The 15,285-nt window shown below is 45.1% G+C and carries 30 protein-coding genes; all 30 read left to right on the top strand.

The features are described from left to right. Positions 1-340: 340 nt before the first annotated feature. The 30 genes from KI743_RS24000 (at position 341) to rplQ (ending at position 15,148) form a co-directional block, all read left to right on the top strand. A complete protein-coding gene (locus tag KI743_RS24000) occupies positions 341-529 on the top strand; it encodes a (2Fe-2S)-binding protein (protein ID WP_032553336.1) in 189 nt (62 codons plus the stop codon). A gap of 80 nt (positions 530-609) precedes the next feature. Next, entirely contained in the window at positions 610-1,095 is a 486-nt protein-coding gene (gene bfr, locus KI743_RS23995; RefSeq protein WP_032553335.1) for a bacterioferritin, read from the top strand. A 400-nt stretch (positions 1,096-1,495) separates the two neighbouring features. Beyond that, positions 1,496-1,807 (top strand): 30S ribosomal protein S10, encoded by a 312-nt coding sequence (gene rpsJ / locus KI743_RS23990; protein ID WP_001181007.1) that lies wholly within the window; start codon positions 1,496-1,498, stop codon positions 1,805-1,807. Between the two features lie 14 nt (positions 1,808-1,821). After that, entirely contained in the window at positions 1,822-2,451 is a 630-nt protein-coding gene (gene rplC / locus KI743_RS23985) for a 50S ribosomal protein L3 (RefSeq protein WP_004738804.1), read from the top strand. A 16-nt stretch (positions 2,452-2,467) separates the two neighbouring features. After that, the gene (rplD, locus tag KI743_RS23980) at positions 2,468-3,070 is read left to right on the top strand and encodes a 50S ribosomal protein L4 (protein WP_032553334.1); all 603 of its coding nucleotides are present in this window, start codon (positions 2,468-2,470) and stop codon (positions 3,068-3,070) included. Further along, positions 3,067-3,369 (top strand): 50S ribosomal protein L23, encoded by a 303-nt coding sequence (rplW, locus tag KI743_RS23975; RefSeq protein WP_004736765.1) that lies wholly within the window; start codon positions 3,067-3,069, stop codon positions 3,367-3,369. Before rplD ends, rplW begins: the two co-directional genes overlap by 4 nt. A gap of 15 nt (positions 3,370-3,384) precedes the next feature. After that, positions 3,385-4,209, top strand: a complete 825-nt coding sequence (gene rplB / locus KI743_RS23970; RefSeq protein ID WP_032553333.1) for a 50S ribosomal protein L2 — start codon at positions 3,385-3,387, stop codon at positions 4,207-4,209. 21 nt (positions 4,210-4,230) lie between these two features. Continuing rightward, a complete protein-coding gene (rpsS, locus tag KI743_RS23965) occupies positions 4,231-4,509 on the top strand; it encodes a 30S ribosomal protein S19 (RefSeq protein WP_004736729.1) in 279 nt (92 codons plus the stop codon). A 10-nt stretch (positions 4,510-4,519) separates the two neighbouring features. Further along, positions 4,520-4,852 (top strand): 50S ribosomal protein L22, encoded by a 333-nt coding sequence (gene rplV / locus KI743_RS23960; protein WP_032553332.1) that lies wholly within the window; start codon positions 4,520-4,522, stop codon positions 4,850-4,852. Positions 4,853-4,870: 18 nt separating this feature from the next. Beyond that, positions 4,871-5,569 carry a 30S ribosomal protein S3 gene (rpsC, locus tag KI743_RS23955; protein ID WP_004738797.1) on the top strand — a complete coding sequence of 233 codons (699 nt, stop codon included), beginning with the start codon at positions 4,871-4,873 and terminating at the stop codon, positions 5,567-5,569. Between the two features lie 11 nt (positions 5,570-5,580). Further along, positions 5,581-5,991: a 50S ribosomal protein L16 gene (rplP, locus tag KI743_RS23950; protein ID WP_004398466.1), complete on the top strand. Its 411-nt coding sequence runs from the start codon at positions 5,581-5,583 to the stop codon at positions 5,989-5,991. Further along, entirely contained in the window at positions 5,991-6,182 is a 192-nt protein-coding gene (rpmC, locus tag KI743_RS23945; RefSeq protein ID WP_004736737.1) for a 50S ribosomal protein L29, read from the top strand. The genes rplP and rpmC overlap by 1 nt, the downstream gene beginning before the upstream one ends. Continuing rightward, on the top strand, positions 6,182-6,436 hold the full coding sequence (rpsQ, locus tag KI743_RS23940) for a 30S ribosomal protein S17 (protein ID WP_032553331.1): 255 nt from the start codon (positions 6,182-6,184) through the stop codon (positions 6,434-6,436). The genes rpmC and rpsQ overlap by 1 nt, the downstream gene beginning before the upstream one ends. Before the next feature lie 162 nt (positions 6,437-6,598). Then, positions 6,599-6,970, top strand: coding sequence for a 50S ribosomal protein L14 (gene rplN, locus KI743_RS23935; protein ID WP_004738793.1), 372 nt, complete (start codon positions 6,599-6,601; stop codon positions 6,968-6,970). 11 nt (positions 6,971-6,981) lie between these two features. After that, a complete protein-coding gene (gene rplX / locus KI743_RS23930) occupies positions 6,982-7,299 on the top strand; it encodes a 50S ribosomal protein L24 (RefSeq protein ID WP_032553330.1) in 318 nt (105 codons plus the stop codon). A gap of 24 nt (positions 7,300-7,323) precedes the next feature. Next, entirely contained in the window at positions 7,324-7,863 is a 540-nt protein-coding gene (rplE, locus tag KI743_RS23925) for a 50S ribosomal protein L5 (protein WP_032553329.1), read from the top strand. Between the two features lie 17 nt (positions 7,864-7,880). After that, complete coding sequence (gene rpsN, locus KI743_RS23920) at positions 7,881-8,186, top strand: 30S ribosomal protein S14 (RefSeq protein ID WP_032553328.1); 306 nt, start codon at positions 7,881-7,883, stop codon at positions 8,184-8,186. Positions 8,187-8,215: 29 nt separating this feature from the next. Next, entirely contained in the window at positions 8,216-8,608 is a 393-nt protein-coding gene (gene rpsH, locus KI743_RS23915; RefSeq protein WP_032553327.1) for a 30S ribosomal protein S8, read from the top strand. Between the two features lie 13 nt (positions 8,609-8,621). Next, on the top strand, positions 8,622-9,155 hold the full coding sequence (rplF, locus tag KI743_RS23910) for a 50S ribosomal protein L6 (RefSeq protein WP_032553326.1): 534 nt from the start codon (positions 8,622-8,624) through the stop codon (positions 9,153-9,155). 9 nt (positions 9,156-9,164) lie between these two features. Next, the gene (gene rplR, locus KI743_RS23905; RefSeq protein ID WP_032553325.1) at positions 9,165-9,518 is read left to right on the top strand and encodes a 50S ribosomal protein L18; all 354 of its coding nucleotides are present in this window, start codon (positions 9,165-9,167) and stop codon (positions 9,516-9,518) included. Between the two features lie 14 nt (positions 9,519-9,532). Next, complete coding sequence (gene rpsE, locus KI743_RS23900) at positions 9,533-10,033, top strand: 30S ribosomal protein S5 (RefSeq protein ID WP_004738783.1); 501 nt, start codon at positions 9,533-9,535, stop codon at positions 10,031-10,033. Between the two features lie 7 nt (positions 10,034-10,040). Further along, on the top strand, positions 10,041-10,217 hold the full coding sequence (rpmD, locus tag KI743_RS23895; protein ID WP_004736756.1) for a 50S ribosomal protein L30: 177 nt from the start codon (positions 10,041-10,043) through the stop codon (positions 10,215-10,217). Positions 10,218-10,222: 5 nt separating this feature from the next. Beyond that, on the top strand, positions 10,223-10,657 hold the full coding sequence (gene rplO, locus KI743_RS23890; RefSeq protein ID WP_032553324.1) for a 50S ribosomal protein L15: 435 nt from the start codon (positions 10,223-10,225) through the stop codon (positions 10,655-10,657). Between the two features lie 20 nt (positions 10,658-10,677). Further along, complete coding sequence (secY, locus tag KI743_RS23885) at positions 10,678-12,012, top strand: preprotein translocase subunit SecY (RefSeq protein WP_032553323.1); 1,335 nt, start codon at positions 10,678-10,680, stop codon at positions 12,010-12,012. Between the two features lie 39 nt (positions 12,013-12,051). Continuing rightward, positions 12,052-12,165, top strand: coding sequence for a 50S ribosomal protein L36 (gene rpmJ, locus KI743_RS23880; RefSeq protein WP_000868186.1), 114 nt, complete (start codon positions 12,052-12,054; stop codon positions 12,163-12,165). A 146-nt stretch (positions 12,166-12,311) separates the two neighbouring features. Then, on the top strand, positions 12,312-12,668 hold the full coding sequence (gene rpsM / locus KI743_RS23875; RefSeq protein ID WP_004738779.1) for a 30S ribosomal protein S13: 357 nt from the start codon (positions 12,312-12,314) through the stop codon (positions 12,666-12,668). Positions 12,669-12,687: 19 nt separating this feature from the next. After that, a complete protein-coding gene (gene rpsK / locus KI743_RS23870; protein WP_004738778.1) occupies positions 12,688-13,077 on the top strand; it encodes a 30S ribosomal protein S11 in 390 nt (129 codons plus the stop codon). Between the two features lie 29 nt (positions 13,078-13,106). Next, entirely contained in the window at positions 13,107-13,727 is a 621-nt protein-coding gene (gene rpsD, locus KI743_RS23865) for a 30S ribosomal protein S4 (RefSeq protein ID WP_032553321.1), read from the top strand. Between the two features lie 22 nt (positions 13,728-13,749). After that, positions 13,750-14,742, top strand: a complete 993-nt coding sequence (locus tag KI743_RS23860) for a DNA-directed RNA polymerase subunit alpha (protein ID WP_004729813.1) — start codon at positions 13,750-13,752, stop codon at positions 14,740-14,742. A 25-nt stretch (positions 14,743-14,767) separates the two neighbouring features. Beyond that, positions 14,768-15,148: a 50S ribosomal protein L17 gene (rplQ, locus tag KI743_RS23855; protein ID WP_004729812.1), complete on the top strand. Its 381-nt coding sequence runs from the start codon at positions 14,768-14,770 to the stop codon at positions 15,146-15,148. Positions 15,149-15,285: the final 137 nt, after the last annotated feature.

Below are 15,285 nucleotides of genomic sequence, written 5' to 3'. Positions count from 1 at the left end.
TGTAGCTAAAATCTTCGCTTAATAACGAATGATTTTGCTCTCTCTTCATTAGAAGAGGCACATCATAAAAAGGGAGGCTTCGGCTTCCCTTTTTTATTTTCAGTAAAATACGAGTGGTTATAAGAAAACTTTGAAATGCGCACTTAACGTATACCTCTAATATCCAGTAATACAATTACTTAGCACAGTGTAGTCTCAACGCTGTTTCGCTAAGTGTTCCCACCTATGAAAAGCACGATTTTTCTATAACAAAACGGTCTAACAGTAGTAAAAGATAAGACTGGTAATAAGAATGATTCCTCTTTATATTTAATCTCAAGTTATAAGTTTAGGTTTGAATATGTACGTCTGTTTATGCCATGGAGTATCGGATAAGAAAATCCGAAAACTCGTTGTCGAAGAAGGCATTACCGATATAAAAGGAATTAAGAAATGTACGGCACTCGGCAGTCAATGCGGAAAATGTGTACGTTCAGCAAAAGAAATCATCAACGAAAGCGCCGCCACACTGTTTAAGCAAGCTGGTTAGTTACGTAAAACTCAACCAAGCTTTTTGACACTTCTCGATTTGGTTCTACAGTTAGAAGAACCGAAGAGGAGAGTGTGCTCATGAAAGGCGATCCAATCATAATTCAACATCTCAATAAAATTCTTGGTAACGAGCTCGTTGCCATTAACCAATATTTTCTTCATGCGCGAATGTACAAAGACTGGGGTCTCAAGCATTTGGCTGATAAGGAATATCATGAATCTATTGATGAGATGAAACATGCCGACCACCTGATAGAACGAATCTTGTTTCTCGAAGGGCTACCTAATCTGCAAGATCTAGGCAAACTCAAAATAGGTGAAGATACGCAAGAGATGCTAGAGTGCGATCTCGCGTTGGAGATGGAAGCCATTCCTGACCTGAAAAATGCCATCGCGTATGCTGAAGACATTCATGATTATGTATCACGCGATCTGTTTCTTGAAATATTGGAAGATGAAGAAGAACACGTTGACTGGCTAGAAACTCAACTCGGTCTTGTGAAGATGACGGGTATTCAAAATTACCTACAAGCGCAGTATGTTGATGAAGACGACGATGGTTAAAAGCAAAAAACTAGAGTCGAAAAGGTAGTTAATAAAAGCAGAGTGTGTCGGCCTTTGCTTTTTGCGTTTTATGTCGAGTCAGGAGCGCAGCTTAAGTTTTCGCGATTAATTTTCAAACACCACTTGCATACCAAAGTGTGATCTGTATAATGCACCGCACTGGCTTAAGCTGGTTGTGAACCAATGAGCACTGAGGAGTAGGCTTTGCCTAGTAATGTATACTCAGCTTATGTTCGCGGTTAATAAAAATAGTAAGTTTATCTTACTTCAAAAGTTAACTGACAATGTGTCCTAATTTTGGATACTACGGTTTCACATAAATCAATCGGCATTCTCTCGTCTTTTCGAGTTTGAGTGGCGATATTGTTTGTGTAATTTTTAATAATTGGAGCTCTGTCTCATGCAGAACCAACGTATTCGTATCCGCCTAAAAGCTTTCGATTACAAGCTAATCGACGCTTCTACTGCGGAAATCGTTGAAACAGCAAAACGTACTGGCGCACAGGTTCGTGGTCCTATCCCACTACCTACTCGTAAAGAGCGTTTCACTGTTCTTATCTCTCCACACGTCAACAAAGATGCACGTGACCAGTACGAAATCCGTACTCACAAGCGTTTGATCGACATCGTTGAGCCAACAGATAAAACTGTTGATGCTCTAATGCGTCTTGATCTTGCTGCTGGCGTTGATGTTCAAATCAGCCTAGGTTAAGGGAGATAAGAATAATGATTGGTCTAGTCGGACGTAAAGTGGGTATGACCCGCGTATTTACTGAAGAAGGCGTTTCTATCCCAGTAACTGTTGTTGAGGTTGAAGCGAACCGTATTTCTCAAGTTAAAACTCTAGAGAACGACGGCTACGCAGCAATCCAAGTAACTACTGGTGCTAAGAAAGCTAACCGTGTAACTAAGCCTGAAGCTGGTCACTTCGCGAAAGCGGGTGTTGAAGCAGGCCGCGGTCTTTGGGAATTCCGTTTAGAAAACGGCGAAGAGTTTGAAGTTGGCGCTGAGCTAAACGTAGAACTTTTCAACGAAATTAAAAAAGTAGACGTTACTGGTACATCTAAAGGTAAAGGCTTCCAAGGCGCAGTTAAGCGTTGGAACTTCTCTACTCAAGATATGACTCACGGTAACTCTTTGTCTCACCGTGCACCGGGTTCAATTGGCCAATGTCAAACTCCAGGTCGCGTGTTTAAAGGCAAGAAAATGGCAGGTCACATGGGTGCTGAGCGTGTAACGACTCAAAACCTAGAGATCGTACGTGTTGACGCTGAGCGCAATCTGCTTCTTATTAAAGGTGCAGTACCAGGCTCAACAGGCGGCAACGTGATCGTAAAACCTGCTGTTAAAGCATAACGTCTAGGAGTAAGTAATGGAATTGATGGTTAAAGGTGCTGATGCACTAACTGTTTCCGAGACTACTTTCGGACGTGACTTCAACGAAGCTCTTGTACACCAAGTAGTTGTTGCATACGCAGCAGGTGCTCGTCAAGGTACTCGTGCTCAAAAGACTCGTTCTGAAGTATCTGGCGGTGGCGCTAAGCCATGGCGTCAAAAAGGTACTGGCCGCGCACGTGCTGGTACAATTCGTAGCCCAATCTGGCGTACAGGTGGTGTTACTTTTGCTGCGAAACCTCAAGATCACAGCCAAAAAGTAAACAAGAAAATGTACCGTGGTGCTATGAAGAGCATTCTTTCTGAGCTTGTTCGTCAAGAGCGTCTAATCGTTGTTGATAACTTCTCAGTAGAAGCACCAAAAACAAAAGAACTTGTAGCTAAGCTTAAAGAGCTTGAGCTAAGCGACGTTCTGATTGTTACTGGCGAAGTAGATGAAAATCTATTCTTAGCTGCTCGTAACCTTTACAAAGTTGACGCGCGTGACGTTGCTGGTATCGACCCAGTATCTCTAATTGCGTTTGACAAGGTTCTAATGACTGCTGACGCAGTTAAGCAAGTTGAGGAGTCGCTAGCATGATCACTGAAGAGCGTATCTTAAAAGTTCTACGTGCTCCGCACATCTCTGAAAAAGCAACTATGGCAGCTGAGAAAGCGAACACTATCGTTTTCAAAGTAGCTAAAGATGCGACTAAAAAAGAGATCAAAGCAGCTGTAGAAAAGCTATTTGAAGTTGAAGTTAAGTCTGTAAATACTCTTGTTCTTAAGGGTAAGACCAAACGTCAAGGTATGCGTGAAGGCCGTCGTTCAGACGTTAAGAAAGCCTACGTTACTTTGAAAGAAGGTCAAGATCTTGACTTCGTTGGCGGCGCGGAATAACAGGAGTAGTTAAAAATGGCTATTGTTAAATGTAAGCCGACTTCCCCTGGTCGTCGTCACGTCGTTAAAGTTGTTAACGCTGACCTACACAAGGGTAAGCCATACGCACCACTTCTAGAGAAAAACTCTAAGAACGGTGGTCGTAACAACAACGGTCGTATCACAGTACGTCACATCGGCGGTGGTCACAAGCACCACTACCGTGTAATTGACTTCAAACGTACTAAAGACGGTATCCCAGCGAAAGTTGAGCGTCTAGAATACGATCCAAACCGTAGCGCTAACATCGCTCTAGTTCTGTACGCAGACGGTGAGCGTCGTTACATCATTGCACCAAAAGGTGTTAACGCAGGTGACCAGATCCAATCTGGTGTAGATGCGCCAATCAAAGCAGGTAACACTCTGCCGATGCGCAACATCCCAGTAGGTTCTACTGTACACTGTGTTGAACTTAAGCCTGGTAAAGGTGCTCAACTAGCTCGTTCGGCTGGTGCTTATGCTCAAATCGTTGCTCGCGACGGTGCATACGTAACTATCCGTCTACGTTCTGGTGAAATGCGCAAAGTACTTTCTGAAGGTCGTGCAACGATCGGTGAAGTTGGTAACTCTGAGCATATGCTACGTGAACTTGGTAAAGCTGGTGCTTCACGCTGGCGCGGCGTACGTCCAACCGTACGTGGTGTAGTAATGAACCCGGTTGATCACCCACACGGTGGTGGTGAAGGCCGCACATCTGGTGGTCGTCACCCAGTTTCTCCTTGGGGCGTTCCTACTAAGGGCTTCAAGACTCGTAAGAACAAGCGCACTGACAAGTACATCGTACGTCGTCGTAACAAGTAATCTATATAAAGAGGAATCGCCATGCCACGTTCTCTCAAGAAAGGTCCTTTTATTGACCTACACTTGCTGAAGAAGGTAGAGAAAGCGGTGGAAAGCGGAGACAAAAAGCCTATTAAGACTTGGTCCCGTCGCTCAATGATCATCCCAACAATGATTGGTTTGACCATCGCTGTCCATAATGGTCGTCAGCACGTTCCAGTTTTCGTTACCGAAGAAATGATCGGTCACAAACTGGGTGAATTTGCACCAACTCGTACTTATCGCGGTCACGCTGCAGATAAGAAAGCTAAGAAGAAGTAAGGAGTAGATGATGGAAGCTTTAGCTAAACATAACTTTGCTCGTATTTCTCCACAGAAAGCTCGCTTAGTTGCAGACCAAATTCGCGGTAAGTCGGTAGACCAAGCTCTAGAAATTCTAACTTTCAGCAACAAAAAAGCTGCTGTTCTAGTTAAGAAAGTTCTAGAGTCAGCTATCGCAAACGCGGAGCATAACGAAGGTGCAGATATCGACGATCTAAATGTCGCTAAAATCTTCGTAGATGAGGGCCCTATCATGAAGCGTATTATGCCTCGTGCTAAAGGCCGTGCGGATCGTATCTTGAAGCGTTCAAGCCACATCACTGTTGTTGTAGCAGATCGCTAGAGACTAGGAGAGTAAGCAATGGGTCAGAAAGTACATCCTAATGGTATTCGTCTTGGCATCGTTAAGCCTTGGAATGCTACATGGTTTGCTAACACCAAAGATTTCGCTGACAACCTAGACGGCGACTTCAAGGTACGTCAGTTCCTTACTAAGGAACTACAAAAAGCATCACTATCTCGTATCGTTATCGAGCGTCCAGCTAAGAGCATCCGTGTGACAATTCACACTGCTCGCCCTGGCGTTGTTATCGGTAAGAAAGGTGAAGACGTTGAGAAGCTACGCGCAGCTGTAGCTAAAATCGCAGGTGTACCAGCGCAGATTAACATCGCTGAAGTACGTAAGCCTGAGCTAGATGGTCAGCTAGTAGCTGATAGCATCGCGTCTCAACTAGAGCGTCGTGTTATGTTCCGTCGTGCTATGAAGCGCGCAGTACAAAACGCAATGCGTCTAGGCGCTAAAGGTATCAAAGTGGAAGTAAGCGGTCGTCTAGGCGGCGCTGAAATCGCACGTTCTGAGTGGTACCGTGAAGGCCGTGTGCCTCTACACACTCTACGTGCAGACATTGATTACGCAACTTCTTCGGCTCACACTCAATACGGTGTGATCGGCATTAAAGTTTGGATCTTCAAAGGTGAGATTCTAGGCGGTATGCCAGCTGCTAACGCAGTAGAGCCTAAAGGCGATAAGCCTAAGAAGCAGCGTAAAGGCCGTAAGTAAGGAGTCGAACGATGCTACAACCAAAACGTACTAAGTTCCGCAAGGTTCAGACTGGTCGTAACCGTGGTCTAGCTAAAGGCACTGAAGTAAGCTTCGGCGAATTCGGTCTTAAAGCTGTTGGTCGCGGACGTATTACTGCTCGTCAAATCGAAGCGGCTCGTCGTGCTATGACACGTCACATTAAGCGTCAAGGTCAAATCTGGATTCGTATCTTCCCAGACAAACCGATTACTGAAAAACCTCTTGAAGTTCGTCAAGGTAAAGGTAAAGGTAACGTTGAGTACTGGGTAGCACAAATCCAACCTGGTAAGGTTATGTACGAAATGAATGGCGTACCAGAAGAGTTGGCACGTGAAGCGTTCCGCCTAGCGGCACGTAAACTGCCTGTTAAAACTACTTTTGTAACTAAGCAGGTGATGTAATGAAAGCACAAGATCTACGCGAAAAGAACGTTGAAGAGCTTAACGCTGAGCTATTGAATTTGCTACGCGAACAGTTCAACCTGCGCATGCAGGCTGCTACTGGTCAGCTTCAGCAAACTCATACTCTAAAAGCTGTACGCCGTGATATCGCACGTGTGAAAACTGTTTTGACTGAAAAGGCAGGCGCATAATGAGCGAAACTAACCGCATCCAGCAAGGTCGTGTAATTAGTGACAAGATGGACAAGTCTATCGTTGTTGCTATCGAGCGTACTGTAAAACACCCAATTTACGGTAAATACGTTAAGCGCACGACTAAAGTACACGCACATGACGAAGACAACACTTGTGGCCTAGGCGACAAAGTTGAAATCGCTGAGTGTCGTCCTCTGTCTAAGACTAAGTCTTGGACATTGGTTAAAGTTCTAGAAAAAGCGAAGATTTAATCTTTGTAATTCTATAACTTATAAGCGGCTCCAAAATATTTTTTGGGGCCGCTTGTTTTTTGTCTACCCAATTCCAAAAAAGGGTGGTACAATTCGCGTCCCTTTTAAAGAGGCAGCCCGACCCGAGAGGGTCTAGTTTTAATATTTAGCGGAGCACTAACAATGATCCAGATGCAAAGTACACTTGACGCAGCAGATAACTCTGGCGCGCGCAAGGTAATGTGTATTAAGGTTCTGGGTGGCTCTCACCGTCGTTATGCACATATCGGTGACATCATCAAAGTTACAGTTAAGGAAGCAATTCCTCGCGGTAAAGTAAAAAAAGGTGATGTTCTGAAGGCGGTTGTAGTGCGCACCCGTAAAGGCGTTCGTCGCCCAGACGGTTCTGTCATTCGCTTCGACAGTAATGCTTGTGTATTGTTAAACGACACTACTGAGCAACCAGTCGGCACACGTATCTTTGGTCCTGTGACTCGTGAACTTCGTAACGCGAAATTCATGAAAATTGTGTCACTAGCACCTGAAGTTCTGTAAGGAGCGGCAACATGGCAGCTAAAATCCGTCGTAATGACGAAGTAATCATTCTTGCTGGTAAAGATAAAGGCAAGAAAGGTAAAGTAACTAAGGTTCTGACAACTGGTAAAGTTATCGTTGAAGGTATCAACCTTGTGAAGAAGCACCAAAAGCCTCAACCGGCTCTAGGTCAGCAAGGTGGCATCGTTGAACAAGAAGCAGCAATCGATGCTTCTAACGTTGCAATCTTTAACGCGGCTACTGGTAAAGCAGACCGCATCGGTTTCCGTATCGAAGATGGTAAGAAAGTTCGTTTCTTTAAGTCTAACGGCGAAACTGTTTCTAACTAATTAGAAGTAATTTGGAGTTCTACTATGGCGAAACTGCATGATTACTACAAGTCGTCTGTAGTCGCTGAGCTTACCAAAGAGTTCGGCTACACAAGCGTCATGCAAGTCCCTAGGATTGAGAAAATCACCCTAAACATGGGCGTTGGTGAAGCAATCAACGATAAGAAACTGCTAGAAAACGCAGCAGCTGATATGGCAACGATCTCTGGTCAAAAGCCACTTATCACTAAAGCGCGTAAATCTGTTGCAGGTTTCAAAATTCGTGAAGGCTACCCAATTGGTTGTAAAGTAACCTTACGTGGCGAACGTATGTGGGAGTTCCTAGAGCGTCTTATCTCTATCGCTCTTCCACGTGTACGTGATTTCCGTGGTGTTAGCGCTAAGTCTTTTGACGGTCGCGGTAACTACAGCATGGGCGTTCGCGAGCAAATCATCTTCCCGGAAATCGACTACGATAAAGTCGATCGTGTACGCGGTCTTGATATTACTATCACGACGTCTGCTGGCACTGATTCGGAAGGCCGTGCTCTGCTGGCTGCCTTTAACTTCCCATTCCGTAAGTAAGGTGAAGGGTTACTGTTATGGCTAAACAATCAATGAAAGCACGTGAAGCTAAGCGTGCGAAGCTAGTTGCTAAATTCGCTGAAAAGCGTTCAGCACTTAAAGCTCTAATCAGCGATGTAAACGCATCTGAAGAAGATCGTTGGAACGCAGTACTTAAACTGCAAGCTCTTCCACGTGATTCAAGTGCATCACGTCAGCGCAACCGTTGTAACCAAACTGGTCGTCCACACGGTTACCTACGTAAGTTCGGTCTAAGCCGTATCAAAGTTCGTGAAGCTTGCATGAAAGGCGAGATTCCTGGACTTCGTAAGGCTAGCTGGTAATTGCCACTTAATCATTTGGAGTAAATCTTATGAGCATGCAAGATCCGATTTCGGATATGCTGACCCGCGTTCGTAACGGTCAGGCAGCAAACAAAGTTGCTGTTAAAATGCCTTCTTCAAAGCTTAAAGTTGCAATTGCTGCACTACTAAAAGCTGAAGGTTACATCACTGACTTCGCTGTAGAAGGCGAAGCAAAACCTGAGCTAGAAGTTACTCTTAAGTACTTCCAAGCTAAACCTGTAATCGAGCAAATCAAGCGCGTATCACGCCCTGGTCTACGAGTTTATAAAAATAAAGACTCGCTACCAACAGTGATGGGTGGTCTTGGTATTGCAGTTGTTTCTACTTCCAAGGGTCTTATGACTGACCGTGCTGCTCGCAAAGCAGGTCTTGGCGGTGAAATCATCTGTTACGTAGCTTAATAAGGAGTAGATTATGTCTCGTGTTGCTAAAGCACCTGTCGCTATTCCAGCTGGCGTAGAGGTGAAACTAAACGGCCAAGAAATCACTGTAAAAGGTGGTAAAGGTGAGCTTACTCGCGTTCTTAACGACGCCGTAGTTATCGCACAGGAAGAAAACAACCTAACTTTCGGTCCGAAAGAAGGTGTTGCTAACGCATGGGCACAAGCTGGTACAGCTCGCGCTCTAGTTAACAACATGGTTGTGGGTGTTACTGAGGGCTTCACTAAGAAGCTAACTCTAAAGGGTGTTGGTTACCGTGCTGCTATGAAAGGCAACTCTGTAGCTCTAACTCTTGGTTTTTCTCACCCAGTAGAGCACGCTCTACCTGAAGGTATTAAAGCTGAGTGCCCTAGCCAAACTGAGATCGTTGTAACTGGTTGTGACAAGCAACTAGTTGGTCAAGTTGCGGCTGACATTCGTTCTTACCGTGAACCTGAGCCATACAAAGGCAAAGGTGTACGTTACGCAGATGAAAATGTGCGTACTAAAGAAGCTAAGAAGAAGTAAGGTATCACTATGGATAAGAAAGCATCTCGCATCCGTCGTGCTACACGTGCACGTCGTAAGATTGCAGAACTTCGCGTTGAGCGTCTAGTAGTACACCGTACTCCTCGTCACGTATACGCACAAGTTATCGCGGCAAACGGCTCTGAGGTTATCGCAGCTGCTTCTACTGTAGAAAAAGCGATCCGTGAGCAAGTTAAGAACACTGGTAACATCGATGCAGCTAAAGCAGTAGGTAAAGCTGTTGCTGAGCGCGCTCTTGAAAAAGGCGTAACTGCTGTTGCATTTGATCGTTCTGGTTTCCAATACCACGGTCGAGTAGCGGCGCTAGCAGATTCTGCTCGCGAAGCTGGTCTGAAATTCTAAGGTAGGGTTGGAAGATGGCTAAAGAACAACAACAAGCTAATGATTTGCAAGAAAAGCTGATCGCAGTTAACCGTGTTTCTAAGACGGTTAAAGGTGGTCGAATCATGAGCTTCACTGCACTAACAGTAGTTGGTGACGGTAACGGTCGTGTAGGTTTCGGTTACGGCAAAGCTCGTGAAGTACCTGCAGCGATCCAAAAAGCAATGGAAAAAGCGCGTCGTAACATGGTTACTGTTGCGCTGAACGAAGGCACACTTCACCACCCGGTGAAAGGTCGTCATTCGGGCTCTAAAGTTTACATGCAGCCAGCTGCAGAAGGTACAGGTGTAATTGCCGGTGGTGCAATGCGTGCTGTACTTGAAGTTGCAGGTGTACACAACGTACTTTCTAAAGCATACGGTTCTACGAACCCAATCAACATCGTTCGTGCAACGATTGGTGCTCTAGTAGACGTTAAGTCACCAGAAATGGTTGCTGCTAAACGTGGTCTAACTGTTGAATCTATTTCGGAGTAAGCACACGATGGCAACTATTAAAGTAACTCAAACTAAAAGCTCAATTGGTCGCCTACCTAAGCACAAAGCGTGTCTTAAAGGTCTAGGCCTTCGTCGCATCAACCATACAGTAGAACTTGAAGATACTCCGTGCGTACGCGGTATGATCAACAAGGTTTACTACATGGTTAAGATTGAGGAGTAATCAGAATGCGTTTGAATACTCTATCACCGGCTGCTGGCTCTAAACCTTCTAAGAAGCGTGTAGGTCGTGGTATCGGTTCTGGCCTTGGTAAAACAGGTGGCCGTGGTCACAAAGGTCAAAAATCACGCTCTGGTGGTTCAGTTCGTCCAGGTTTCGAAGGCGGTCAAATGCCTCTGAAACAGCGTCTACCAAAATTCGGTTTCACTTCTCGTAAGAGCCTAGTGTCTGCTGAAGTTCGTCTAGCTGAGCTAGCGAAAGTAACTGGTGACGTAGTTGATCTGAACAGCCTAAAAGCTGCTAACGTTATCACTAAGAACATCGAATTCGTTAAGATCGTTCTTTCTGGTGAACTTAGCAAAGCTGTGACTGTTAAAGGTCTACGCGTGACTAAAGGCGCTAAAGCTGCAATCGAAGCTGCAGGCGGTAAAATCGAGGAATAATCTCGAGGAACGAGGTACAGATGGCTAAGAAACCAGGACAAGATTTTCGTAGTGCTCAGAGCGGCTTAAGTGAACTAAAGTCGCGCTTATTATTCGTAATTGGTGCACTTTTAGTATTCCGAGCAGGCTCTTTTGTGCCGATCCCTGGTATTGACGCTGCTGTACTTGCCGATTTGTTCGAACAGCAAAAAGGTACCATCGTTGAAATGTTTAACATGTTCTCCGGTGGTGCTCTTGAGCGTGCATCTATATTAGCATTGGGTATCATGCCGTATATTTCGGCATCGATCGTAGTCCAATTGTTAACTGTAGTTCATCCAGCGTTAGCGGAACTCAAGAAAGAGGGTGAAGCAGGCCGTCGTAAGATCAGCCAATATACACGCTACGGCACGCTTGTACTTGCAACATTCCAAGCTATTGGTATTGCAACGGGCTTACCAAACATGGTCGATAATCTGGTTGTTATCAACCAAACCATGTTTACGCTTATTGCTACCGTGAGTTTAGTAACTGGTACCATGTTCTTAATGTGGTTAGGTGAACAAATCACTGAGCGAGGAATCGGTAATGGTATTTCCATTCTGATTTTTGCAGGTATTGTTGCTGGATTGCCTTCTGCAATCGGTCAAACAATCGAGCAAGCGCGTCAAGGTGAATTGCATGTGCTTCTTCTGCTGTTAATTGCTGTACTGTCTTTTGCTGTAATTTACTTCGTTGTTTTCATGGAACGTGGTCAACGCCGAATCGTCGTTAACTACGCTAAGCGTCAACAAGGTCGTAAAGTATTTGCAGCACAAAGCTCGCACCTACCGTTGAAAATCAACATGGCAGGTGTAATTCCAGCAATCTTTGCATCGAGCATTATCTTGTTCCCAGGAACATTGGCTCAGTGGTTTGGTCAGAATGGTGAGAGCAGCGCGTTCGGTTGGTTAACTGACGTGTCATTGGCTCTTAGCCCAGGTCAACCTCTGTATGTAATGCTATATGCTGCAGCTATAATCTTCTTCTGTTTCTTCTATACAGCGTTGGTGTTTAACCCACGTGAAACAGCTGATAACTTGAAGAAGTCTGGTGCATTCGTACCCGGTATCCGCCCAGGTGAGCAGACAGCGAAGTATATCGATAAAGTGATGACAAGATTGACCCTAGCGGGCGCTCTATACATTACCTTTATCTGTCTGATTCCTGAATTCATGATGGTCGCGTGGAACGTACGTTTCTACTTCGGCGGTACATCACTACTAATCGTAGTTGTTGTTATCATGGATTTCATGGCACAGGTACAGACTCATCTGATGTCCCAACAGTATGATTCTGTGTTAAAGAAAGCGAATCTGAAAGGTTACGGCCGTTAATCCGGCGGTAACGTTCAGTTCCATTTACGGAGTTTAGCAATGAAAGTTCGTGCTTCCGTTAAAAAAATCTGCCGTAACTGTAAAGTTATCAAGCGTAACGGTGTCGTTCGCGTGATTTGCAGTGAGCCAAAGCATAAGCAACGCCAAGGCTAATTAGCAGAAATTTTTACTTGAAATACAAGGTAGAGTCGAGTATATTTCTCGGCCTACCTTTTGCGTGCAAAAGAAGTAGTATGCCGCAGCGTATCCATAACGGGCTTTGCTGCGGATAATTCTTTTATGAAACATTGGAGTGAATAATGGCCCGTATAGCAGGCATTAACATTCCTGATCACAAGCATTCTGTGATTGCACTTACTGCAATCTACGGTATCGGTAAAACTCGTTCTCAAGCTATCCTAGCTGAAGTGGGTATTGCTGAAGATGCTAAGATCAGTGAACTAACTGAAGAGCAGATCGATCAACTGCGTGATGGTGTAGCTAAGTACACTGTAGAAGGTGATCTACGTCGTGAAGTATCGATGAACATCAAGCGTCTTATGGACCTTGGCTGTTACCGCGGTCTTCGTCATCGTCGCAGTCTACCACTACGTGGACAGCGTACTAAAACCAACGCTCGCACCCGTAAGGGTCCGCGCAAGCCGATCAAGAAATAATCGGATAAGGTAGAGTACAATGGCAAAACAACCAACTCGCGCTCGTAAGCGCGTACGCAAGCAAGTAGCTGATGGCGTAGCGCACATCCATGCTTCTTTCAACAACACAATCGTAACTATCACTGACCGTCAAGGCAACGCTCTTGCATGGGCTACAGCAGGTGGTTCAGGTTTCCGTGGTTCTCGTAAATCTACTCCGTTCGCAGCACAAGTTGCAGCTGAGCGTTGTGGTGAAATGGCTAAAGAATATGGCCTAAAGAACTTGGAAGTTATGGTTAAGGGTCCAGGTCCAGGTCGTGAATCTACTGTTCGCGCACTGAACGCTGCTGGTTTCCGTATCACAAACATTGTTGATGCGACTCCAATCCCTCATAACGGTTGTCGTCCACCTAAGAAACGTCGCGTTTAATTCGTTTCTAGGATAATTGGAGAAAGATCATGGCAAGATATTTGGGTCCTAAGCTGAAGCTTAGCCGTCGTGAAGGCACTGACTTATTCCTTAAGTCTGGTGTTCGCGCGATCGATACCAAGTGTAAAATTGATAACGCACCAGGTGTACACGGCGCTCGTCGCGGTCGTCTATCTGAGTATGGCGTTCAGCTTCGTGAGAAGCAAAAAGTTCGTCGTATCTACGGCGTTCTAGAAAAACAATTCCGTAACTACTACAAAGAAGCTGCACGTCTTAAAGGCAACACAGGTGAAAACCTACTTCAGCTTCTTGAAGGTCGTCTTGATAACGTAGTTTACCGCATGGGCTTTGGTGCAACTCGCGCTGAATCTCGTCAACTAGTTAGCCACAAAGCTATCCTAGTTAACGGTAAAGTTGTAAACGTTCCTTCTTTCAAAGTAGCGGCTAATGACGTTGTTTCTATCCGCGAGAAAGCTAAACAGCAATCTCGTATCAAAGCGGCTCTAGAAGTTGCTGAACAACGTGAAAAACCAACTTGGATTGAAGTAGATGCTGGCAAAATGGAAGGTACATTCAAGCGTATGCCTGAGCGTTCTGACCTATCAGCTGACATCAACGAACACTTGATCGTCGAACTTTACTCTAAGTAAGGTTAAAAAAAGAGAGGACACAATGCAGGGTTCTGTAACAGAATTTCTTAAGCCGCGTCTTGTTGACATTGAACAGATCAATACGACACACGCAAAAGTAACTCTTGAGCCATTAGAGCGCGGTTTCGGCCACACTCTAGGTAATGCTCTTCGCCGCATTCTTCTATCTTCTATGCCGGGTTGTGCCGTAACAGAAGTTGAAATTGAAGGTGTGCTACACGAATACAGCACTAAAGAAGGCGTTCAGGAAGATATCCTTGAAATCCTTCTAAACCTAAAAGGTTTGGCTGTACGCGTTGCTGAAGGCAAAGATGAAGTGTTTATTACACTGAACAAATCAGGCTCAGGCCCTGTTGTTGCAGGTGACATCACCCACGATGGTGATGTAGAGATCGCTAACCCTGAGCACGTAATTTGTCACCTAACGGATGACAACGCTGAGATCGCTATGCGTATCAAAGTAGAACGTGGTCGTGGTTACGTTCCAGCTTCAGCTCGTATCCATACTGAAGAAGATGAGCGTCCAATCGGTCGTCTACTAGTTGACGCTACTTACAGCCCGGTTGATAAAATCGCTTACGCTGTAGAAGCGGCACGTGTAGAGCAACGTACTGACTTAGACAAGCTTGTTATCGATATGGAAACGAACGGTACTCTAGAACCTGAGGAAGCAATCCGTCGCGCAGCTACTATCCTAGCTGAACAACTGGATGCGTTCGTAGATCTACGTGATGTACGTGTACCTGAGGAGAAGGAAGAGAAGCCAGAATTCGATCCTATCCTACTACGTCCTGTAGACGATCTTGAACTAACAGTTCGCTCTGCTAACTGTTTGAAAGCAGAAGCGATTCACTACATCGGTGATCTTGTACAGCGCACTGAGGTTGAGCTACTTAAAACGCCAAACCTTGGTAAGAAATCTCTTACAGAGATTAAAGATGTGCTTGCTTCACGTGGTCTATCTCTAGGCATGCGTCTAGAAAACTGGCCACCAGCGTCAATCGCTGAAGATTAATCGAAAAAGTTAGAAGGATTAGGTCATGCGCCATCGTAAGAGTGGTCGTCAACTCAACCGCAACAGCAGTCATCGCAAAGCGATGTTCAGCAACATGGCTAGCTCTCTTGTTCGTCACGAAGTTATCAAAACTACCGTGCCAAAAGCAAAAGAACTACGTCGCGTAATTGAGCCGTTGATTACCCTAGCTAAGACAGACAGTGTTGCTAACCGTCGTCTTGCATTCGCACGCACTCGTGATAACGAAGTTGTTGCAAAACTATTTAATGAACTAGGCCCGCGTTTCGCGGCTCGCCAAGGTGGTTACACTCGCATTCTTAAATGTGGTTTCCGTACTGGTGATAAAGCTCCAATGGCATACATTGAGCTTGTAGACCGCCCAGCTGCTGAAGAAGCTGCTGAGTAATCTATACTAGATTGTTAATACAAAAAGCCGAGCCTAGCTCGGCTTTTTTGTATCTGTTACTTTTCAATCTTGCATCATAATACTTGGCACTTTCTCTTGCCTTCATAGCGTTCCTTTTCCAAAATATCTCGTATCTC

Source organism: Vibrio sp. D420a (genome assembly GCF_030248625.1).
GTDB classification, from domain to species: Bacteria; Pseudomonadota; Gammaproteobacteria; order Enterobacterales; family Vibrionaceae; genus Vibrio; species Vibrio fortis_A.
The sequence above is the reverse complement of the archived record's forward strand: the minus strand, read 5'-3'. Positions and strand labels throughout refer to the sequence as shown.